The sequence below is a fragment of the Pantoea dispersa genome (assembly GCF_019890955.1).
GTDB classification, from domain to species: Bacteria; Pseudomonadota; Gammaproteobacteria; order Enterobacterales; family Enterobacteriaceae; genus Pantoea; species Pantoea dispersa.
The window spans coordinates 2,043,125-2,063,522 of record NZ_CP082346.1 but is presented as its reverse complement, the minus strand read 5'-3'; the positions used below and the strand labels follow the sequence as shown (position 1 = coordinate 2,063,522).

Sequence of the window (20,398 nt, the reverse complement as noted above, 5' to 3'; positions counted from 1 at the left end):
ATGGGCGCAGAGTCTGCACCTTAACAGGGCATCATCAGGCGGAAGGTGAACCAAAGGTTTCACGCTGGCAATCATCCGGCCAGCGTTCATACTCTCTACATCCATCCTGCGAGGACTGAATGATGAAATGGATAATGATGTTATGGCTGCTGGGCAGCCTGAGCGCAGCGGCGCAAACGCCGTGGCAGCCGGAGAGAAAAGGGGATTTGCCGCAGCTCACGCCGGTAGCAGCGAAGTGTGATGTCTCTTCCTGTCAGCAGAACTGTTACATGCAGCAATCGCAGTGCAAGAATGACAACGGCGGCGGCTGTGGCTCGCTGGCGCAGATTTGCGTACAAAACTGTGCCAGCCAGTGCCGTTAGAGCGTTTACGGATCGTCTTTGATACGGCGATCGATGGCGAAGGGTGCGGAGGTCGCTGTGGCAATCAGCGCGGCCGCGCCCGGATGATCGGGGTTAAACAGCGCATTATCTTCGCCGGTGAGGATGCTGGGTACCGTCATCAGCAGGGGAAAGCCGTTGTGCGGATCGAGAAACGCCGCGCCGATGGCCTGCGTCTCCTCCTGCTGCTGATATTTTTCCCAGCCGGCCGGCAGTTTACTGCTGTCGAGGGCGATGATGTCGGACTCCGGTACCGCCACGGTAAACACCACAAAGCGGCTTTGCTCCAGCAGCGTTTTCCCGGCGTGCACCACCAGTTCCAGCGTCGCCAGCGCTTTAGAGCTGCTGAGGTAAACCGCTTTCATCCCGGGCGGATTCCAGCGGCCACCCCATTTTTCTGCGCCAGCACCGTTAAACGCCTGGCTGGCGTACTCCGCTTTGACAATTCGATAGAACACCCTGACGGGTGTGGCCGGATCCTTCCGTCGTGTCATCAGACAATCACTCCGTGCTCCAGGCGGCCAATCAGCGTCAGCACCGCGTCGCAGCCGGCGGGCGTACTGAGCATGTTAATCGGCTGCGCGTTGTCGAGCGCCAGCGCAGGCTGATACATCCAGTGCATCGCCACTTCCGGATCGCCAGCGAACAGCTGGATCACCGCATCCAGCACTTCAAACACCTGATAGATGCGCGCGCCCTGTTCGACCGAGAGCTGCGATCCGGACTTCTCGCGGCGCCGGTAGGTATTGCGGTCAATCGAGACCATTTGCGCGATGTCGATCGGCGTCGCTTTCAGAATCGTGGCGGCGCGTTCGACAATGCCGACATCCATGCCGTCGGTGATCAACTTATGCGCCTTAAGCCGGTTACGCGGCAGCCCCATCTGATCCATAAAAGAGGGGCGGGCGTGCTGAATCAGCGACGGATCAAAGATGCGCGATCCGCTGGTGGGATTAAAAGCCGATGCGGTGGACATCACAACCTCCTGATAATGTTCATGTGAACATTTTTATGCATCAAGTGTACAGCATTTGCCCACCGGTGTCATGGTTTGTTCACGCCGCACCGCCATTAACTGGCGGTGCGCCAGATGTCACTCATCGCCAGCTCAAGTTTTTTAAACAGCCGGTAGCGTGTGTCATGGAACGCGAAGCGCGCCGCGCGAGGCTGCAGCGCCTCCGGCGCAAGGGTAACCGCCTGCTGCACGGCGGCAGCCAGATTCGGCCACTGACCCACGCCCACGCCCGCACACAGGGCCGCACCCAGCGCCCCGGTTTCGTGGCAGGTTGCGACGCGAATCGGCATCCCCAGCACATCCGCAAACATTTGCGGCCAGACACTGCTGCGCGTCGCGCCGCCGGAGAGCGTGGCCTGGTTGACCGTAATGCCGGCCGCGCGCAGCCGGTCAATGTGCGCCCGGTGGGCAAAGGTCACGCCTTCAAACAGGGCAAACAGCATGTCAGCGCGCGTATGCCAGCCGCCGAGGCCGTAAAAGCCAGCTTTGGCGGGTTCGGCTTTCCGCCCTGAATAGAGGTAAGGGTGATACAGCGGCAGCTGCGCGTCAGGCCTGACCTGTGCCACGCTGTCGCTGCTGCGCGCCGCGCCCTGGCCAGCGCGGCCATCATCAAATTCACGCAGGAACCAGTCAAGATTGGCGGCAGAAGTGGCGCTGGCCTCGATCGCCATGTAGCGATCGCGTTCGATGATCGAATTCATAAACACCGGGCGCAGATAATCAGGTTTGTCGACCACCACCTGATTGATGCTCCAGGTACCGGCGACAATGGAGGCCTCACCGCAGTTCACTACGCCCGAGCCGACCGCGCTGGCAACCACGTCAAACATGCCGGCCACCACCGGGATGCCGGCCGGTAAACCGGTGAGCTGTGCCGCGCGGGCCGAGACCACGCCGGTGACCTCGCAGGATTCACGCAGCGGTGGCAGCAGAGTGAGCGCCTCTTCGATGCTATATAGCGCCAGCAATTCACGACTGTAGCTGCGCTGGCGATAATCAATCAGCCCGGCACCGGCGGCATCCGAATAGTCCGCGCTGACGTTGCCGCACAGAAAATGGGCGATGACATCTTTGGCACACAGCAGATGGCCGATCTGCGCCCAGCGTTCCGGCTGATGCTGCCGCATCCAGCTGATCAGCACCGGCGTGGCGGCGGGCCACGGTTTTTGCAACGACAGCGCGTAAATCTGCTGCGCCGCACCGCTGGATTCCAGCGCCTGTACCGTGGCGCTGGCGCGATGATCAATCGACTGGATGCCAAACAGCGGGCGCTGCTGACGATCCAGCGCATACAACCCGTTGCCGTGTCCGGCGGCACCGACGGCAATCACTTCGCTGCCGCGCGTGCCGGCTTGCTGCAGGCAGCGACTCACCGCGTTGCTGACGCCGCGCCAGATATCTTCAACTGGCCGTTCAGCATAGCCTTCCTGCGGCTGATGCGTTTCGCCGGCGCACTCCGCTACCGACAGCACGCGGCCGCTCAGGTCAAACAGTACCGCTTTGATCATGGTATTTCCGGCATCGATGCCGAGAATCTGGCTCATATCCGACTCCGTTTCAGGCGAAGACGGCGCACCGCTTAAGCGCCGGTGCAGGTCACGCTTAACCCTGCTGGTAGATGTCCAGCGCATCCGCGCCGCTGACACCCTGATGAATAATCGCCATCAGCGCGCTGACCACGCGTGACGGATTATCATGTTGATAAACGTTGCGGCCATACACCATGCCGCTGGCACCCTGCGCCATCAGCGCGGCGCTTTTCGCCAGCACCGCGCCCAGTTCCCCTTTGCCGCCGCCGCGCACCAGCGTCGGACAGCGCGCCGCCTCCACCACACGATGGAAATCCTCTACGTTATCCGTGGGGTCGGCTTTAATGATGTCGGCGCCCAGCTCCCGCGCCAGCCGCACCAGCGGCACGATTTGTCTGACGTCACCCAGCGAGCCGTACGCCGCGCCCTGGCCGGCGGGGGCCATCACCAGCGGCTCCACCATCAGCGGCATGGCATAGCGATCGCAGGCCTGGCGCAGGCGGCCAATGTTCTCCACGCACATGCGAAAAATGCCCGGTTCATCCGGGATCTGGTAGAGATTGACCACCACGGCGGCGGCATCCATCTGCAGCGCGGCAAGAATCGGTGCCTCCGGATTGTGCAGCACCGCCCACATCTCGCGATGGCGCGCCGCGTTATAGGCATTGCCGACGTCGGTGCGCATCACCAGCGCCGGTTTGCGCCCGGCAACGCACTGCAGCAGATCGGCCTGACCATAATTGACCTGGATCGCATCCGGCTGTGCGGCAATCAGGTTGCGCATCACGCTTTCAATATCTTCCAGCCCCAGCAGAAAATCGGGCTCGTTGGCGATGCCGTGATCGATCGCCACATCCAGGCACTTGCCGTGGTGAAATAACCGGTTGAGGCGAACTTTAGGGGTGAGTGACATCCTGAACTTCCTCCTGTGAAAACGCGGATGCGAGCGCGTGCAGCCCATGGCGCTGCGCCAGGCTGATTGCGGTGTGCTGCAGATGTTTAGCGCGCTGGCTGTCCTGCCAGCCGAGCGAGTCGGCCAGCAGCTGCGAAATTTCCTGCATGAGCGGCGGCGTTAATTCACCGCAGATAGCCAGTGACGTGCGGCGCACCAGCACATCTTCCAGCTGGCACACCTGTTCATGCTCAATCAGATAGCGCAGTTCGGTGGCGCTGTAACCGGCATGATGCTGCAGCGGCTGTTCGCCGTGCTGCTGAATCTGCTGCAGCAGCGGCAGGGCCCGGCTGCCGTAGCGTTTCGCCAGTTGCGTCACGCGTGCCAGCGGAAGGTCATATTGCTGCGCCAGCGCACTGAGCCAGGCGGGCTGGGCGGACGGCGCCGGAAAATCCCGGCCGCCGCCAATCGGCAGGTCGCTGCTGGAGACGCGACGCTTTTCTCCCAGCAGGCGCAACACGCGGTCGGCGGCCTCTTCCCCGAAGCGGCGGAAGGTGGTCCATTTACCGCCGACCAGACACAGCGTGCTCCAGGCACGCGCGTGGTCAGGCGGCAGCAGCACCAGCGAATGGTTACGTGAAATCTGGCCATTCACTTTGGCCTCGCTGGCCGGCAGCGGGCGCACGCCGCAGAAGGTGTAAACCACTGCGGAAGCTGGCACCACAATGTCAGGAAATACAAAGCGCAGCGACTCAAGAATGTAAGCCTGCTCTTCGGCTTCGCACACCACGCCCTCAGGGTCATCAACGCGGATATCGGTGGAGCCCACCAGCACTTTGCCGAACCAGGGAAACATGATGCACACCCGGCCTTCCTGATTTTCGAAATAGACCATTTCACCGTCCAGCATCTGTAACAGCTGGGGATGATCGAGGATCAGATGCGACCCTTTGGTGCCGCCTATCAGTCTGGTCGGCTGCGAATGCACGGCCAGCTGCTGATTCAGCTGGTCGATCCACGCGCCGCCGGCATTCACCAGCACGTGCGGCTGCAGGCTAAAGCGCTCACCGCTCAGCGTATCTTCCAGCAGCACCGTCTCGTCGCTGGCGCTGACCACCCGCAGATAATTGAGCGCCAGCGCCTCCGGGCAGGCGCGTTCCGCATCTTCAATCAGCTCAAACCCGAGTCGCTCCGGCGCGCTGATCCACGCATCGTAGTAGCTGGCGCTGTATTTCACCCAGGGCGCGAAGCCAGGCCAGCGATCGCGCGTGGCGGCTTCGTTACGCAGCTGGTGGCGCGGCATAGCGCCGTACTGTCGCGTGTAGAGGTCGTACAGGCTCAGACCGGTTTTGATCAGCAGCGCGCCGCGCCGGGTGGGCTTATCACTCAGGCGCAGGAAACGTCGCGTGGCGTTAACCAGTCCACCGCCGAGATTATCGATCGGTACGGTGGTGCGCAGCGGAAACACATAGTGCGCGGCGTTTTTCAGCAGGCGATCGCGCTCCATCACCGACTCCTTCACCAGGCCAAACTCGCCGGTCTCCAGATAGCGCAGGCCGCCGTGGATCATGCGCGACAGCGCGCCGCTGGCCGCCTGGCACCAGTCACCTTTCTCCACCAGCACCGCAGGAATGCCCTGTAATGCCAGCTCACGAAAAGTACTGATGCCGTTGATGCCGCCGCCGACGATCAGCACCGGCAGCGAACTGCGCGCGCGCAGGCGGCTAAGCCGTTGTTCGCGGGTCAAAACCTGTTCCATTCTCAGCTCCTTGCGATGAACGCTTACTTGTCAAAGGTATAGGAGCGGGCGCAGCAAACGGCAAATCAGGTCATACAGGATGTGATTTTGTTCACTACCAATGAGAATTGTCGGGAAGCCTGGCAGGGGTAACGATATACTGCCGGTCAGACATCATGGTTAACCTGCAGGAAAAGGAATTTTCATGTTTTCATGGGCCCGATTAAGCGCACTTGCGCTGCTGGTCAGCGGCAGTGCGCTGGCAACGACATCACCAGACAGCATCATCAAACCGCTGATGCAGCAGTATCAGATCCCCGGTATGGCGGTGGCGATTCTGCACGACGGCAAAACCGAATTTTATAACTACGGCGTGGCATCGAAAGAGAGCGGACAGCCGATCAACGAGCAGACGCTGTTTGAAATCGGTTCGCTGAGTAAAACGTTTACCGCCACCTTAGCCAGCTATGCGGCGCAGCAGAACAAACTGAATTTCAGCGACGCGGCCAGCCAGTGGCTGCCGGAACTGAAAGGCAGCGCTTTTGATCGCGTCTCGCTGCTGAATCTGGCGACGCACACCAGCGGCACGCCGCTGTTCGTACCGGATGACGTGACCAATACCCGCGAGCTGATGCGCTGGTACAAACAGTGGCAGCCAGAGGCCCAGCCGGGCACGGTGCGCGTTTATTCCAACCTCGGTATCGGTATGCTCGGCATGATTGCGGCTAAAAGTCTGCATCAGCCGTTCATCAGCGCGATGGAAAAGCAGCTGCTGCCGGCGATGGGCATGACGCACAGCTATGTGCAGGTGCCTGCATCGCAGATGGGGCGCTACGCCCAGGGTTATAACAAGCAGGATCGCCCGGTACGGGTCACGCCAGGCCCGCTGGATGCGGAATCCTATGGCCTGAAATCCACCTCTGCCGATCTGATTCGCTGGCTGGCCATTCAGCTGCAGCAACAGCCGGTCGCGCCCGCATGGCAACAGGCGGTGGCCGCGACGCATCAGGGCTATTACCACACCGAGACCGCTTTTACTCAGGCGATGATGTGGGAATATTACCCGCTGCCGGTGACCACGCAGCAGCTGGTGGACGGCAACAGCGGCGCGCGCATCATGAAGGGCATGAAAGCCACGCGGATTACGCCGCCGCAGGCTGCGCCGCAGCAGGCGTGGTACAACAAAACCGGCTCCACCAACGGATTCGCCACCTACGCGGTATTTATCCCGTCGCAGCGGGTTGCGCTGATTATGCTGGCAAATAAGTGGTTCCCGAATGACGATCGGGTGGTGGCTGCGGAAAAAATCATCAGCAACATCGGGAAGGGCGAATGATCACCATCAGAGCGCTGCGCGCAGAAGATTTTATGCCGTGGCTGGCGCTGTGGCAGGGCTATCAGCGCTTTTATCAGACTACCATTGACGATAACACCACCGGCGAGAGCTTTCGCCGCTTGCTGTCCCGCGCGGAACCCATGCACTGTCTGGTGGCCGAGCAGGACGGCGCGATGGTCGGGCTGGTGCATTTTCTTACCCATCGCTCAACCTGGACTCAGGGCGACTACTGCTATTTGCAGGACCTCTACGTCAGCGAAGCCGCGCGCGGTCTGGGTGCCGGCAAGGCGCTGATTCTGGCGGTCTATGAACAGGCAGAGAAGCTCGGCTGTTCGCGCGTTTACTGGCTGACGCAGGCGTCTAATGGCCACGCGCGGGCGCTGTACGATCGGCTGGCGCAACAAACCGATTTTGTGCAGTACCGTCATTTATTCGATCAGCCATAATTTTCCCGGGCTGCCATGGAAGGTGGCCCCCGCGTGCCTGATCGAGACGCGCTTGCGTTATTCATCCCACCGTTTCGCTCCCTGACCCTTTCAAACGAAAACCCCTCAGATAAATAACTGTGACCATGCTCGCTATTTTCTGCCTGCGTGCTGTCTTTTTGTTCGCTGAGTGTTATGAATGAATATGTAATGTGTTTCGAATGAAACTAAAACGTAAACAGACGGAGTGCGAGATGAACACGACTTTTACCTCAGAACAACAACCCGACGATTTTAAACAGCATGTGCGCCTGATGAAGCAGGCGCTCAGAGCACAGATTGGCGATGTCGAAGGCCTGTTTGAGCAGGTCAGAAGTAAGATTGTCAGTGAAATCGCGGCCGCGCGCGCCGAAGAGAAGCAGCACGGAACGGCGTGGCCGCAGGTCAGCTTCGCGGATCTGGCCGCTGGCCGCATCAGCGAACAGACCAAAGATCACATCCGCCGCCGCGGCTGCGTGGTGGTGAAGCAAACCTTCAGCCGCGAGCAGGCGCTGGCGTGGGATGCTGACATGCTCAACTACCTCGACGACAATGATTTCGACCGCGTTTATCAGGGGCCGGGTGACAACTTCTTTGGCAACCTCGACGCCTCGCGGCCGGAGATCTATCCCATTTACTGGAGCGATGCGCAGATGTCGGCCCGCCAGAGCGAGGCCATGGCGCAAACCCAGGCGTTCCTCAATCGCCTGTGGAAATTCGAATCCGCCGGTACGCGCTGGTTTGATCCGGACGTGAGCATCATCTATCCGGATCGCATCCGGCGCCGGCTGCCGGGCACCACCTCAAAAGGGCTGGGCGCGCACACCGATTCCGGCGCGCTGGAGCGCTGGCTGTTGCCGGCCTATCAGCAGGTGTTCAGCAAGATCTTTTCTAACCAGTTCGATCAGTACGATCCGTGGGACGCGGCGCACCGCACGGCCGTGCAGGAGTACCAGTCTGGCACCACCACCAAATGTTCGGTGTTCCGCACGTTCCAGGGCTGGACCGCGCTCTCCGACATGCAGCCTGGTCAGGGACTGCTGCACGTGGTGCCGGTGCCGGAAGCCATGGCCTATCTGCTGCTGCGTCCGTTACTGAAGGATGTGCCGGAAGAGGAACTGTGCGGCGTGGCGCCGGGCAAAGTGCTGCCGGTATCAGAGCGCTGGCATCCGGAATTAATCGCCGGCCTGTGTTCGATCCCGGCGCTGCAGGCGGGCGATTCGGTGTGGTGGCACTGCGACGTGATTCATGCGGTGGCGCCGGTAGAAAATCAGCAGGGCTGGGGCAACGTGATGTACATTCCCGCCGCGCCGATGTGCGGTAAAAACGCCGACTATGCGCAGCAGGTGGCGCAGGCGCTGGCGACTGGTGTCTCACCGGGCGATTTCCCCAAAGAGGATTACGAAGCCAGCTGGCGCGGCCGTTTTACGCCGCAGGATCTGAATGAAAACGGCCGGCGCAGTCTGGGATTAGCGTGATTTCTGCTAAGCTGGGCAAAAACTTTTTTACAGCAGGCTCTATGAACGCACGTCATCAGCACATTATTCAACTGGTCAGCGAGCGCGGCAGCGTCAGCGTCAATGAACTGGCGCAAACCACCGGCGTTTCGGAGGTGACGGTGCGTCAGGATTTGAACCTGCTGGAGAAGGGCGGCTTTCTGCGCCGCGTGCACGGTTCCGCCGTGGCACCGGAAAGTGATGACGTAGGCGCGCGCATGCAAACCCGCTTTGCGGTGAAAAAACGCCTGGCGGAGTACGCCGCCGGGCTGGTTAACCCCGGCGAAACGGTGTTTATTGAAGGCGGCAGCACCAATGCGCTGCTGGCGCGAGAGCTCAGCCATCGGCAGGACATCACCATCATCACCGTCAGCCATTACATCGCCGGACTGCTGCGTGAGGAGGGCGGCGATGTGATTATCCTCGGCGGGCTGTTTCAGAAAAGCAGTGAGTCAGTGGTCGGGCCGTTAACGCGGCTGTGCATTCAGCACCTCAACTTCCATAAGGCGTTTATTGGCATTGACGGCTGGGATGAGGCGACCGGTTTCACCAGCCGCGACATGCTGCGCTGCGATGTGGTGAACGCCATCATGGAAAAACCTACCCACACCGTCGCGCTGACTGACTCCTCCAAATTTGGTCAGATTCATCCCTATGCGCTGGCGCCGCTACAGCCGTTTAAGCAGGTGATTACCGACGCGGAACTCGCCGCAGGATGGCAGCAGCAGCTGCGTGCGCAGTCGCTACAGCTCAGTCTGGTTTAACCTGATTCATGCGCTGAGCAGCGCCTGCGCCGTCAGCTCGTCGGTGATCAAACCGGTGACGAGTCCGCTGGCCAGCACCGCGCGGATCGCTGCCACTTTGCTCGGTCCGCCGGTCAGCGCCACGATCTCTGCGCGCTGCGCCAGATCCAGCGGTACCGACAGCGTGCGTGCCGTCAGCGAGTTGTGAATCATCTGCCCGTCGGCGGCAAAAAAGTGCCCCAGCAGTTCGCCCACCGCGCTGGCTTCCGACAGGGCACGGATCTCGGCTGCATCGATCATCCCGGCCTCCACCAGCTGGGCGGCCGGTTCCACGGTGCCAATGCCCACCAGCTTCACTTCACTGTGCGCGGCCATGCTGAACACTTCGCTGACACCACGCTGCGCCAGCAGCACATCGCGATCCTCTTCGGTGTTGGCAAAAAACGGTACCGGCATCATGTAGGCCTGCGCACCGGTTTTTTCGGCGATGCGATGCATCACGTCATGCGGATTGAGCGCGTAGTTGCGCGTCAGGCAGCCGAGCAGGGAGACAAAGCGCAGGTGCGGCGCGTCGATACGTGCCAGCTGGTGAATTGCTGCCGACAGCGTCCGGCCGTGGCCGAGACCCAGCGTGATCGCCGGCGTGGAGGCCAGCAGATTACGTAAATAGTCGGCACCGGCCATGCCCAGCGCGCGCACTGGCAGGCCTTCTTCACCGAGATCGGGTGCCACCTGACAAAAGTTCAGGCCGTAGCGGCTGCGCAATTGCTCTTCCAGCGTCACGCAGGCGACAATCGCGCCGTCGATGGTGACTTTCACCGCGCCTTCGGCCACCATGCGCGCAATCAGCCGATGGGTTTTCACCGATGGCAGGCCGAGCCGTTTGGCCACTTCAGCCTGCGTCAGGCCGCCGACATAGTGCAGCCAGGCTGCCCGCAGGGCCAGAGAGTCATCGCGTTCAGCGGAAGTCAGTGCGGATTTCATCGGGTTGTCCCTGTCTGGTTGAGGGGTGCTGCGGGCTGACGAAAGCCCTCAGCACGGCATGCTCACGCGAGATGCAAATCCTGCACCCCGGTATCAATATGGTCGGCCCAGAACGCCACGCTTTCGGCAATCTCCGCCACCACATTGCTGTCGGTGGGTTCGCGCTCTTTGAAGCTTAGTTCGAGGCAAATCTCGTTATCCTGCGCGCCGCCGCGCGCCAGCGCCTCAAGCAGCGGCTGCGGCTGAATGCGACCGCCGGCATTGTACTGCAATGTAAAGGGCCTGTGCCCGCCTTTATCCATCATGCTCTGCTTTATATGGATGATGGGCGAAAAGCGCGGCACCGCTTCAGCCCACGCGTAAGGGTCGTAGTCACGCGGATCGGCAGAGGTGACATCGCCATGATCGATATCCGCCATCATCCACATCGGCAGGGCAAACTGTGCCGCGCTCAGCCGCTGCTGCAGTGCCATACAGGCGGGAATGGTTTCGCCAAATTCGCGCCCGACGCTCATCGGTTCCCAGAACAGGTAACGCAGACCGGCCGCTTTGGCGTGTTCCGCCACTTCCGCCCAGCAGTCAATGGCGATGGCAATCAGCGCTTCACGCCGCGCCACATCGTTAAAATCCCGCTGGGTGAAGATGGCAAACTGCGAGCCCACCGCGACGCCGCCCAGTTCCGCGGTGATGTCGGCAAAGGTTTTAAACCAGTCAATGTAGTAGCGACGTACCGCCGCATCCGGATGACCAAAATGGTTGAGGCGGCCATACGGGCCGGTCATGCCGGAGGTGACGCGCACGCCGGTGTCACGCAGCGCCTGCTGCATGCGGCGCGTCATGTGGCTGAGCGTGGCAGCAGGCCAGCCGGGATTGATAAACTCATGCGTCAGCTGCAGATCGCGGATGCGGATCTGCTGCGCCACGGTGTGAATTAAATCGCCGGGATCGGCGAAGCGGTTCACCAGCGGATTGGTATTCAGCGAAAGCGTTAATGGCATGCGGCACCTCTCAGCCAGCGTGGGCGCGCAGCGGCGCGGCAGGGTGGAAAGTCTGTTCGAACCACTGGCTGAACGCGGTGCGCTGTGCAGCGCTCAGGTGCAGCTGATGTTTGGTGCGACGCCAGAGAATATCTTCCGGCTGCTGCGCCCATTCGTACTGCACCAGGTAACGCACCTCGGCCTCATACAGCTGGCCGCCAAAATGCTCACCGAGATCGCTCAGCGAACCGGCGGTGCCCAGCAGCGTGCTCATACGCGCACCGTACAGTCGCGCATAGTGCTTGCGCAGCGGCTGCGGCAGCCACGGCCAGCGCGTTTTGATCTCCTCCAGGAAGCTGTCAAAATCGGCATGGGCGATCTCGCCGCCCGGCAGCGTGGCGCTGCGCGTCCAGTCCGCGCCCATGTTGGGGAAAAACGGCGCCAGCTGTTGCAGCGCATGCTCGGCCAGCTTGCGGAAAGTGGTAATTTTGCCGCCGAACACGTGCAGTAGCGGGGCATCCTGTTGATTATCCAGGTCGAACACATAATCCCGCGTCACCGCCGAGGGGTTGCCTTTGCCGTCGTCAAACAGCGGCCGTACGCCGGAGAAGCGGGTAATTACATCGCTGGCGCGCAGCTTAACCTTGAAGTAGCGATTCACCACGTCAATCAGATACTGCTGCTCGCTATCATCCGCACTGACATCTTCCGCTTTGCCCTGCCAGGGAATGTCGGTGGTGCCGATTAACGCTTTATCACCCTCATAGGGATTGATAAAAATCACCCGCTTGTCGGTGTTTTGCACCAGATAGGCCTGCTGGCCCTCCCAGAATTTCGGCACGATGAGGTGCGAGCCTTTCACCAGCCGCACGCTGCGCTGGCTTTGCGTATGGCTAACCTGATTGACGATATCCAGCACCCACGGCCCGGCGGCATTCACCAGCGCGCGGGCGAACACCGTGCGCTGCGCGCCGCTGGCCTGATCCTGCAGGGTAATCTGCCATTTGCCCGGCAGACGCTGTGCTGCCACGCAGCGGGTGCGCGGCAGAATGGTGGCGCCGCGCTCGGCGGCATCCAGCGCATTGAGCGTCACCAGCCGGGCATCGTCCACCCAGCAATCGGAATACTCAAAGCCTTTCTGGTAGCTGTCCAGTAGCGGTGCGCCTTCAGGATCGCGCGTCAAATCGAGCACGCGCGTGCCCGGCAGTTTTTTGCGTCCGCCAAGGTGGTCATACAGAAACAGCCCCAGCCGCACCAGCCACGCCGGGCGATCGGACGGGCTGTGCGGCAGCACAAAGCGCATCGGCCAGATAATGTGCGGCGCCGCGTTCAGCAGCACCTCGCGTTCAATCAGCGCCTCGCGCACCAGGCGGAATTCGTAGTACTCCAGATAGCGCAGGCCGCCGTGCACCAGTTTACCGGAGCGCGAGGAGGTGCCTGCGGCAAGATCGTCTTTTTCACACATCATCACCGACAGCCCGCGCCCGGCGGCATCGCGCGCGATACCGGCACCGTTAATGCCACCGCCGATCACAAACAGATCCAACGTGTTGTCACTCATGCGTTACTCCTTAAAACTGTTTAATGCCTGCCAGGCGGCAGGAAGATCGCGGCGGATCTGCTGATACTGGGGGAACAGCTGCTGGTAGCGCTGCATCAGGGCAGGCGACGGCGCTTCGGCGTCGTCCAGCAGCGGGCGCACCCAGCGTTCAACGCAGTGCGCCATGTCCGGATACGCGCCAATCGCCACCGCCGCCATCATGGCCGCACCCGCTGCGCCGGCTTCCTCGCGCTGGCTGATACGCACCGGCGCGCCGATGCAGGCGGCAAGAATCTTCCTGAGCGGCTGCGATCGCACCGCACCGCCGGTAAGGCGAATTTCTCCCGGCAGCGTGGCGCCCATCGCCTGATAACAGTCGCGTGCCGCCATGCCGATGCCTTCAATCACGCCGCGCACCAGGTCGCCAAAGTTGTGCTGGTAGTTGAGGCCGGTGAAACTGGCGCGCGCGTCGGCGTTGACGAACGGTCCGCGTTCACCGGCCAGCGAAATGTAAGGGTGGAACAGCAGGGTGCCCGGCTGCGCGTCGTTGAGCCAGCGATCGATCTGCTGCACCAGCCGCGCATGATCGGTTTCACAGCCAAAGCTGCTCAGCAGATCGCTGGCCACGTTCAGCAGCCAGTCGAGATTGAGCGTGGAGGCCATGTTGGTTTGCACCTGAGTGACATAACCTGGCCACGGTAGCGGGATCACGTAGCCGGTTTGCGCCGGGTTGAGCCATACCTCGTCAATAGTGACGCTGCGCAGATGCACGCCGGTTGAGCCGACAATCGAACAGGCGGTATTGGCTTCACCGGTGTGCACCCCGGCACCGAGCGCGGTCATGGCCATATCGACATAGCCGAGACACACCGGCGTGCCAGCCAGCAGGCCGGTTTGTCGGGCGGCGTCAGCGGTGAGGCCATGGGTGATTTGCGTGCCGTCGATAATCTCCGGCAGCAGGTGTCGCCGGTGGTTAAGCCCCAGCGCGTCAATCACCGTGTCGTCATAGCGCTGGTGGCGATAGTTGCCAAAGGTAAAGCTGGCTTCAGACGGATCGGTGGCGCGCACGCCGGTCAGATTGAGATAGAGCCAGTCCTTGCAGTGCAGTGCCACTTCGGCGCGCGCCAGCAGTTCGGGATAGTGCTGGTCCATGTGCGCCAGCTGTGCACCCTGCTGGCAGGTGTTAAGACCGGTACCGGTGGCCTGAAAGCGTGCGGCGGCCAGCGGCTGCTGATTGAGTTTTTCCACCGTGGCAGCGGCGCGGGCATCCAGCCAGATCCACGCATCGTCCACCGGCTGATTATCAGCACCGACCAGCCAGCTGCCATCGCCCTGGGCGGTCACCGCCACGGCCACCACGCGCGCCGCCAGATTCTCCACCCGATCGCCGAGCTTGTGAATCGCGCTGACCGCATCCTGCCAGGTTTGCGTCATTGACTGCTGGGCGGCACCGCCTGCGCTGCGGTAATAGCGATTGCGCGCCGACGCGCACGCCAGCTGATTACCTTCCAGATCAAACGCCACCGCTTTAACCACCGAGGTGCCGGAATCCAGACCCAGAATGATATCGCCACTCTCCACATACACCTCCGTTCGCTGCTCCCGGTGCGGGAACCCCTGTTTGGTTTATCCGCAGCCTTGTTAATGAGCTGTGATGATTTTGCTAAATACTGTCTTACACCACTTCTCATGGAGATAACATATCTGATGTATTATTTTTCTCAAAAAAGAATAAATTTCACTCCGGATGGCGAGTCCGATCACAAAACCAGTATAAGTTGCGGGTGCGTCTGAACACTGTGAAAGGTTTTTAATGATTGTATTAAAGGGGTTTTTAAACGAATTAAGGGTGATCGCGGGCAAATAAGCGATCCAGATCGCGCTGTGCGAAAAATTGCGCGCCACCTGTTGACAATTTAGTCACAACAGCACAATTCTCATCACACAAGTTATCACATTTATAACATTGCGCGGCGATGAACATCGTCGCTGTTCACCCTGAGAGGTCACGTTATGTCCGAGGTCTCAATCTCAACGCAGCAGCTGGCACGCAAACGTCGGCGGCGCTACACGCTCAGCGGCGTGGTGATCGTGGCGCTGGTAGCTGCCATGGCGCTGGATACCAAAGTGGTGCGCATCGGTTCGGCGGACGACGCGCGTCAGCAGGGCTTCTCCGCAGACAGCTACGGGCAGAAAACCTTTCCCGGCATCCAGCAGGATGTCGAAGCGCGCGCGGTGGATGCCGCCACGCTGGCGGCCGCACTGAACAGCAATCGGCAGCAGGCGGTGGCCAGATACGGTGTCGGCTCGCCGCTGCCGGTGCTGCCGGTCAAACTGCAGGGCGTGGTGCAGCCGGGGCAAATGGGTGTTTTCCCGTTACAGGTCGCCGGTCTGCCGGCGGGCACGCAGCTGCGGTTGCAAACCGGTCCGGCGATCACCGGCACCGATCTGCGTGATGCCAGCGGCAAAATTCAGTTTGGTGATTTTACTAATCAGATCGAATACCAGAACGCCGGGGCGGCGATTAACCGCGCCATGAAAGCGGCGGTGCTGGAGAAACTGGACCGCGACGCGCTGCCGGGCAAAACCGTGCAGGTGGTCGGCGTGTTCCGTCTGCTCAGTCCGACCAACTGGCTGATTACGCCGGTGCGCGTGGAGGTGCAATGAAACCGTTCAACGTCAACCCGGCGCTGCTGAAAGGAGAAGTGATTCTGCAGGCGCGCAACGTCAGCAAAGTATATGGCTCCACCCATGCGCTGAAAGGCGTCAATTTTGAAATCCGCCGCGGCGAAGTCACCACGCTGTTCGGTGAAAATGGCGCCGGTAAATCGACGCTGATGAAAATTCTTTCTGGCGTGATTACGCCAACATCCGGGGAAATTCTGTTAAACGGCGAAGCAAAGGTGTTCCGTTCGGCCACCGAGGCGCGCGACTGCGGTATCTCGATTATTCATCAGGAGCTGAATCTCGCGCCCAACATGAACGTGCGCGACAACATTTTTATGGGGCGCGAAATCATGCGGCCCGGCGGGGTGGATTACGCCGAAGAGGCGCGGCTGACCCGCCATCTGATGGCGGCGCTGGAGGAGGATATTGATCCGCTGACGCCGGTGGAGAACCTGCGCCTCGGGCAGCAGCAGATTGTGGAGATCGCCCGCGCGCTGTCGGTGAATTCACAAATCCTGATCATGGATGAACCGACCTCGGCGCTCAGCGCGGCGGAAGTGGCGGTGCTGTTTCAGGTCATCCGCGATCTGACCAGTCAGGGCGTGGCGATTGTATATATCTCACACCATCTGGAGGAAGCTCTGGAGATCACCGATCGCGCAGTAGTGCTGCGTGACGGCGTGATGACCGCCTACGCCCGGCGCGACGAGATCGACCTCGAATGGATCGTGCGCAACATGGTGGGAGAGCACTTCGACCTCGGTTCACCGCCCGGCGGCTATGCCTTCGGCGGTGACGCGCTGACGGTGCAGGCGTTAACCGTGAAAAGCAAAACCGGCATCCGGCTGGTGGATCAGCTGTCGCTGACGGTGCAGGCCGGCGAGATTGTCTGCATTTATGGCCTGATGGGCGCGGGGCGCACCGAGCTGCTGGAGTGTCTCGCCGGACGGCTGAAGCAGAGCAGCGGGCACATCCTGCTGCAGGATACCGAGATCTCCGCGCTGTCGCTGTCGCAGCGCATCAAAATGGGGCTGGCGCTGGTCCCGGAGGATCGTCAGCGCGACGGGCTGGTGCAGACCATGACGGTGGGCGAGAACCTGTCGCTGGCCAGCATCAGCGAGTTTGTGCGCGGACTGGTGCTGTCAACGCGACGGGAGAAACAGCTGATTAGTGACAGCATTCGTAACGTGACGGTCAAGACTGCCGGCGGTGAGGCGGCTATCGGTTCCCTGTCCGGCGGCAATCAGCAAAAGGTGGTGATCGGCAAAATGCTCGCCACCCGACCCAAAGTGATTCTGCTGGATGAACCGAGCCGCGGCATCGATATCGGTGCCAAAGCCGAAGTGTTTCGTCTGCTGGCGGAGAACGCCAGCAAAGGGCTGGCGGTGGTTTACACCACCTCAGAAGTGGGCGAGTGCCTGAGTATCGCGCACCGCATCGTGGTGATGAGCAAAGGGCGCATCTCGGCCATCTTCGACGCCAGCGTGAGTAAAGAACGCATTATGGCCGCTTCGGGCGAGTCTCTGGTGGCATGACATGAAAAACGGAGCAAACGGTATGACTGACAGAACCCAAACGCTGGATAGCGCACCGCGGGTGGCGAAACCGGCCAGCGGCAAGCGCCTAAATCTGGCGCGGCTGCTGCTGGAAGGGCGTGCCTTTATCGCGCTGCTGGTGATTATCGCCACTTTCTCCCTGCTATCGCCCAACTACTTTACCGGTGCGAACTTCCTCACCATGGCGTCGCATGTGGCCATCTTCGGTTTGCCGGCGATCGGCATGCTGCTGGTGATCCTCAACGGCGGGATTGATTTGTCAGTCGGCTCGACGCTGGGACTGGCTGGCGTGATGGCCGGCTTTATGATGCAGGGCATCAACCTTGAAGCGCTCGGCGTGGTGCTCTATCTGCCGGTGTGGGCGGTGGCAATTCTGACGCTGGTGCTGGGCGCGCTGGTGGGGCTGGTCAACGGCGTGCTGATTGCGATTTTTCGCGTCCCGGCGTTTGTTGCCACGCTCGGCACCATGTATGTGGCGCGCGGTATCGCGCTGCTGATCACCAACGGTCTGACCTACAACAAACTCTCCGGCAGCGAAGCGCTGGGCAATACCGGTTTCGACTGGCTCGGTTTCAACCGCCTGTTCAACATCCCGGTTGGCGTGCTGGTGCTCGGCGCAGTGGCGCTGGCCTGCGGCTTCCTGCTGAGTCGCTCGGCGTTTGGCCGCTGGCTGTATGCCTCGGGCGGTAACGAGCGCGCCGCCGATCTCTCCGGCGTGCCGGTGAAACGCATCAAAATCAGCGTCTACGTGCTCTCGGGTATCTGTGCGGCGATGGCCGGGCTGGTGCTCTCTTCGCAGCTGACCTCCGCCGGTCCGACCGCAGGCACCACCTACGAGCTTACCGCCATTGCTGCGGTGGTGATTGGAGGTGCGGCGCTGACCGGAGGACGCGGTAACGTGCGCGGCACGCTGCTGGGCGCGTTCGTAATTGGCTTTCTCTCTGATGGCTTAGTGATTATCGGCGTTTCTGCCTACTGGCAGACGGTGTTCACTGGCGCCGTGATTGTACTGGCGGTATTGCTCAACACCCTGCAATACGGCCGGCGCGGTCGCTAACCCTGTGCGCGCTGGCCGGCTGGCGCGCGAGTAACCGTAAAACAAACCTGTACCCTAATAATAACGGAGCACCTATGTTCACTAAACGTCTGTTTATCGCCGCCGCCGCGATGGCCATCTCCACCTTTGCCTTACCCAGCTGGGCCAACAACGGCCTGATGACCATCATCGTCAACGATCCCTCCAACCCATACTGGCTGACTGAGGGCCAGGTCGCGCAGAAGGCGGCGGAGAAGCTGGGCTACAGTGCCAAAGTCAGCGCGCACAAAGGGGATACTAACACCGAAAGCCAGCTGATTGATACGGCGATCACCAATAAATCGAAGGCGATCATTCTCGATCCGGCTAACGCCGACGGCTCGATTGGCTCGGTAAAGAAAGCCATCGCCGCCAATATTCCGGTGTTTGTGATCAATGCCGAACTGAACCAGAGCGGGCTGGCTAAAGCGCAGCTGGTGTCGAATAACGCACAGGGCGCGGCAGTAGGCGCGATGGAGTGGGTGAAGCAGGTGGGTGACAGCGCCAGCTATGTCGAGCTGGTGGGACCGCCGTCGGATAACAACGCCGCCACGCGCGCCAACGGTTTCGATACCGTGCTGTCTCAGTACCCGACGCTGAAGAAAGTCGGCCAGGAAGTGGCGAACTGGGATCGCACCCAGGGCTTTAACAAAATGCAGTCGCTGCTGCAGGCTAATCCGAACATCAAAGGGGTGATCAGCGGTAACGATGAGATGGCGCTGGGTGCTATCGCTGCGCTGAAGGAAGCCGGCAAACTCAGTCAGGTGAAAGTGGGTGGGTTTGACGGTTCACCGGATGCGGTCGACGCGGTTAAAGCCGGTACGCTGGCCTATACCGTGATGCAGCCGGTAGCGCAGTTTGCGCAGAAGGCGGTAGAGCAGGCGGACACCTTCCTCAAAACCGGCAAAACCGGGGTAGCACAGGAGAAGCAGCTGTTTGACTGTATCCTGATCACCAAAGACAACGCCGGTGATTTCGTTTCGCCGTTTGTCCTGAAGCAGTAAGTCAGATCACCGATGGCGGCATTCTGGCCGTCATCGGTTGCCTGCTGCGCGCCTGATTTGCAAAAGAAACGTTTACGCGCTGTAATCAAAGCCGAAACTGCATTTCCGCTTCACTTTCCGGACGAAACATGGCGCATAACCCGCAAGAGACCTCCGCTGGTCACTTCCTGAATGAAACCTTACCGGGCGACAGCCGTCAGGCGCGTCAGCTGGCACGACGCCAGCTCATAGCCGAAGCCGTGATGGCCGAAGGCGCGGTGCGTATCGAAGATATTACTGAGCGTTTCGGTATCAGCCTGATGACCGCTCATCGCGATATTGATGAGATGGTTGAGCGTGGGCTGCTGCATAAATCACGCGGCGTGGTCTCTGCCACACCAACCAGCCTGGTGGAATCCAGCGATCTCTACCGTGCCACGCGCCAGCTGGAAGAGAAACAGGCGATTGCCGAAGTGGCCGCTGGCTACCTTGAACCCGGCCAGGCGCTGTTTCTGGATGATTCCACCACCGTGCTGCAGATGGCGCGGCTGCTGCCGGCCAAAGCGCCGCTCACGGTGATCACCAACTCGCTGACGTTAATGAATGAATTACGTAACGGACGCGATATCACTCTGATGGGGCTCGGCGGCCAGTTTCATCACTGGTGTAACGCCTTTATGGGCCGCATGACGCGAGACGAAATCGCCAGCCTGCGCGCCGATGTGTTTTTTGTCAGCATGTCGGCGATTATCGATGATGCGGTGTTTCATCAGTCCGCCGAGACGGTGGAAACCAAGCGCGCGATGTTCGAGGCGGCGCAGAAGCGCATCCTGATGATGGATAACACCAAGTTTGAGCGGCGCGCGCTGCATCGCTTTGCTCACCTGAGCGAGTTTGATGTGGTGATTGTTAATCAGGGCACGCCGGTGCCGGTGCTGCGTCGCCTGCAGGAGCTGGGGGTGAATGTGGTGGTGGCACCGATGAAAACCGGGCAGGGACGCACAGAGGCGTAATGCCCGGTTT

The 20,398-nt window shown here is 60.7% G+C and carries 19 protein-coding genes; 10 read left to right on the top strand and 9 right to left on the bottom strand.

The features are described from left to right. Positions 1 to 119: 119 nt before the first annotated feature. The gene (locus K7H94_RS09515; RefSeq protein WP_245001370.1) at positions 120 to 362 is read left to right on the top strand and encodes a hypothetical protein; all 243 of its coding nucleotides are present in this window, start codon (positions 120 to 122) and stop codon (positions 360 to 362) included. Positions 363 to 367: 5 nt separating this feature from the next. On the opposite strand, the gene K7H94_RS09510 is transcribed toward K7H94_RS09515, so the two are convergent. From K7H94_RS09510 to K7H94_RS09490, 5 genes are all read right to left on the bottom strand, one after another. After that, positions 368 to 874, bottom strand: a complete 507-nt coding sequence (locus tag K7H94_RS09510; RefSeq protein ID WP_058758538.1) for an RES family NAD+ phosphorylase — start codon at positions 872 to 874, stop codon at positions 368 to 370. Next, on the bottom strand, positions 874 to 1,356 hold the full coding sequence (parS, locus tag K7H94_RS09505) for a type II RES/Xre toxin-antitoxin system antitoxin (RefSeq protein WP_021506062.1): 483 nt from the start codon (positions 1,354 to 1,356) through the stop codon (positions 874 to 876). The genes K7H94_RS09510 and parS overlap by 1 nt, the downstream gene beginning before the upstream one ends. A gap of 95 nt (positions 1,357 to 1,451) precedes the next feature. Continuing rightward, positions 1,452 to 2,939 carry an FGGY-family carbohydrate kinase gene (locus tag K7H94_RS09500; protein ID WP_222950947.1) on the bottom strand — a complete coding sequence of 496 codons (1,488 nt, stop codon included), beginning with the start codon at positions 2,937 to 2,939 and terminating at the stop codon, positions 1,452 to 1,454. A 58-nt stretch (positions 2,940 to 2,997) separates the two neighbouring features. Next, positions 2,998 to 3,837: a class I fructose-bisphosphate aldolase gene (locus tag K7H94_RS09495; RefSeq protein WP_058758540.1), complete on the bottom strand. Its 840-nt coding sequence runs from the start codon at positions 3,835 to 3,837 to the stop codon at positions 2,998 to 3,000. Then, on the bottom strand, positions 3,821 to 5,575 hold the full coding sequence (locus K7H94_RS09490) for a glycerol-3-phosphate dehydrogenase/oxidase (RefSeq protein WP_215800109.1): 1,755 nt from the start codon (positions 5,573 to 5,575) through the stop codon (positions 3,821 to 3,823). The genes K7H94_RS09495 and K7H94_RS09490 overlap by 17 nt, the downstream gene beginning before the upstream one ends. 184 nt (positions 5,576 to 5,759) lie before the next feature. Here K7H94_RS09490 and ampC point away from each other — a divergent pair, with 184 nt between their 5' ends. The 4 genes from ampC to K7H94_RS09470 all read left to right on the top strand — a co-directional run bounded on the left by ampC (position 5,760) and on the right by K7H94_RS09470 (position 9,614). Then, positions 5,760 to 6,890, top strand: a complete 1,131-nt coding sequence (gene ampC / locus K7H94_RS09485) for a class C beta-lactamase (protein ID WP_059008810.1) — start codon at positions 5,760 to 5,762, stop codon at positions 6,888 to 6,890. After that, positions 6,887 to 7,336, top strand: coding sequence for a GNAT family N-acetyltransferase (locus K7H94_RS09480; RefSeq protein ID WP_245001369.1), 450 nt, complete (start codon positions 6,887 to 6,889; stop codon positions 7,334 to 7,336). Before ampC ends, K7H94_RS09480 begins: the two co-directional genes overlap by 4 nt. Before the next feature lie 233 nt (positions 7,337 to 7,569). Then, positions 7,570 to 8,832, top strand: a complete 1,263-nt coding sequence (locus K7H94_RS09475) for a DUF1479 domain-containing protein (RefSeq protein WP_222950946.1) — start codon at positions 7,570 to 7,572, stop codon at positions 8,830 to 8,832. Between the two features lie 41 nt (positions 8,833 to 8,873). Continuing rightward, positions 8,874 to 9,614, top strand: coding sequence for a DeoR/GlpR family DNA-binding transcription regulator (locus K7H94_RS09470; RefSeq protein ID WP_222950945.1), 741 nt, complete (start codon positions 8,874 to 8,876; stop codon positions 9,612 to 9,614). A 6-nt stretch (positions 9,615 to 9,620) separates the two neighbouring features. On the opposite strand, the gene K7H94_RS09465 is transcribed toward K7H94_RS09470, so the two are convergent. The 4 genes from K7H94_RS09465 to K7H94_RS09450 form a co-directional block, all read right to left on the bottom strand. After that, positions 9,621 to 10,577, bottom strand: a complete 957-nt coding sequence (locus K7H94_RS09465) for a sugar-binding transcriptional regulator (protein WP_222950944.1) — start codon at positions 10,575 to 10,577, stop codon at positions 9,621 to 9,623. 62 nt (positions 10,578 to 10,639) lie between these two features. Beyond that, complete coding sequence (locus tag K7H94_RS09460) at positions 10,640 to 11,575, bottom strand: sugar phosphate isomerase/epimerase family protein (protein WP_222950943.1); 936 nt, start codon at positions 11,573 to 11,575, stop codon at positions 10,640 to 10,642. A 10-nt stretch (positions 11,576 to 11,585) separates the two neighbouring features. After that, a complete protein-coding gene (locus tag K7H94_RS09455; protein ID WP_222950942.1) occupies positions 11,586 to 13,115 on the bottom strand; it encodes a glycerol-3-phosphate dehydrogenase in 1,530 nt (509 codons plus the stop codon). Positions 13,116 to 13,118: 3 nt separating this feature from the next. Next, positions 13,119 to 14,675, bottom strand: a complete 1,557-nt coding sequence (locus K7H94_RS09450; RefSeq protein ID WP_222950941.1) for an FGGY-family carbohydrate kinase — start codon at positions 14,673 to 14,675, stop codon at positions 13,119 to 13,121. Positions 14,676 to 15,107: 432 nt separating this feature from the next. Between K7H94_RS09450 and K7H94_RS09445 the strand changes: the two genes are divergently transcribed. The 5 genes from K7H94_RS09445 to K7H94_RS09425 all read left to right on the top strand — a co-directional run bounded on the left by K7H94_RS09445 (position 15,108) and on the right by K7H94_RS09425 (position 20,388). Then, a complete protein-coding gene (locus tag K7H94_RS09445) occupies positions 15,108 to 15,761 on the top strand; it encodes a DUF2291 domain-containing protein (RefSeq protein ID WP_222950940.1) in 654 nt (217 codons plus the stop codon). Then, positions 15,758 to 17,296, top strand: coding sequence for a sugar ABC transporter ATP-binding protein (locus K7H94_RS09440; RefSeq protein ID WP_058780568.1), 1,539 nt, complete (start codon positions 15,758 to 15,760; stop codon positions 17,294 to 17,296). The genes K7H94_RS09445 and K7H94_RS09440 overlap by 4 nt, the downstream gene beginning before the upstream one ends. A gap of 22 nt (positions 17,297 to 17,318) precedes the next feature. After that, positions 17,319 to 18,374 carry an ABC transporter permease gene (locus tag K7H94_RS09435; RefSeq protein WP_058758647.1) on the top strand — a complete coding sequence of 352 codons (1,056 nt, stop codon included), beginning with the start codon at positions 17,319 to 17,321 and terminating at the stop codon, positions 18,372 to 18,374. 74 nt (positions 18,375 to 18,448) lie between these two features. After that, positions 18,449 to 19,396: a D-ribose ABC transporter substrate-binding protein gene (locus K7H94_RS09430; protein WP_058758551.1), complete on the top strand. Its 948-nt coding sequence runs from the start codon at positions 18,449 to 18,451 to the stop codon at positions 19,394 to 19,396. Between the two features lie 128 nt (positions 19,397 to 19,524). Further along, entirely contained in the window at positions 19,525 to 20,388 is an 864-nt protein-coding gene (locus K7H94_RS09425) for a DeoR/GlpR family DNA-binding transcription regulator (protein WP_021506045.1), read from the top strand. Positions 20,389 to 20,398: the final 10 nt, after the last annotated feature.

Bases quoted from the DNA above. Each gene is read 5' to 3' on its own strand.
- K7H94_RS09470 (WP_222950945.1), top strand. From the start codon at position 8,874: ATGAACGCACGTCATCAGCACATTATTCAACTGGTCAGCGAGCGCGGC.
- K7H94_RS09440 (WP_058780568.1), top strand. From the start codon at position 15,758: ATGAAACCGTTCAACGTCAACCCGGCGCTGCTGAAAGGAGAAGTGATT.
- parS (WP_021506062.1), bottom strand. From the start codon at position 1,356: ATGTCCACCGCATCGGCTTTTAATCCCACCAGCGGATCGCGCATCTTT.
- K7H94_RS09500 (WP_222950947.1), bottom strand. From the start codon at position 2,939: ATGAGCCAGATTCTCGGCATCGATGCCGGAAATACCATGATCAAAGCG.
- K7H94_RS09430 (WP_058758551.1), top strand. From the start codon at position 18,449: ATGTTCACTAAACGTCTGTTTATCGCCGCCGCCGCGATGGCCATCTCC.
- K7H94_RS09515 (WP_245001370.1), top strand. From the start codon at position 120: ATGATGAAATGGATAATGATGTTATGGCTGCTGGGCAGCCTGAGCGCA.
- K7H94_RS09475 (WP_222950946.1), top strand. From the start codon at position 7,570: ATGAACACGACTTTTACCTCAGAACAACAACCCGACGATTTTAAACAG.
- K7H94_RS09425 (WP_021506045.1), top strand. From the start codon at position 19,525: ATGGCGCATAACCCGCAAGAGACCTCCGCTGGTCACTTCCTGAATGAA.
- K7H94_RS09480 (WP_245001369.1), top strand. From the start codon at position 6,887: ATGATCACCATCAGAGCGCTGCGCGCAGAAGATTTTATGCCGTGGCTG.
- K7H94_RS09445 (WP_222950940.1), top strand. From the start codon at position 15,108: ATGTCCGAGGTCTCAATCTCAACGCAGCAGCTGGCACGCAAACGTCGG.
- K7H94_RS09455 (WP_222950942.1), bottom strand. From the start codon at position 13,115: ATGAGTGACAACACGTTGGATCTGTTTGTGATCGGCGGTGGCATTAAC.
- K7H94_RS09510 (WP_058758538.1), bottom strand. From the start codon at position 874: ATGACACGACGGAAGGATCCGGCCACACCCGTCAGGGTGTTCTATCGA.
- K7H94_RS09460 (WP_222950943.1), bottom strand. From the start codon at position 11,575: ATGCCATTAACGCTTTCGCTGAATACCAATCCGCTGGTGAACCGCTTC.
- K7H94_RS09490 (WP_215800109.1), bottom strand. From the start codon at position 5,575: ATGGAACAGGTTTTGACCCGCGAACAACGGCTTAGCCGCCTGCGCGCG.
- K7H94_RS09435 (WP_058758647.1), top strand. From the start codon at position 17,319: ATGACTGACAGAACCCAAACGCTGGATAGCGCACCGCGGGTGGCGAAA.
- K7H94_RS09495 (WP_058758540.1), bottom strand. From the start codon at position 3,837: ATGTCACTCACCCCTAAAGTTCGCCTCAACCGGTTATTTCACCACGGC.
- ampC (WP_059008810.1), top strand. From the start codon at position 5,760: ATGTTTTCATGGGCCCGATTAAGCGCACTTGCGCTGCTGGTCAGCGGC.
- K7H94_RS09465 (WP_222950944.1), bottom strand. From the start codon at position 10,577: ATGAAATCCGCACTGACTTCCGCTGAACGCGATGACTCTCTGGCCCTG.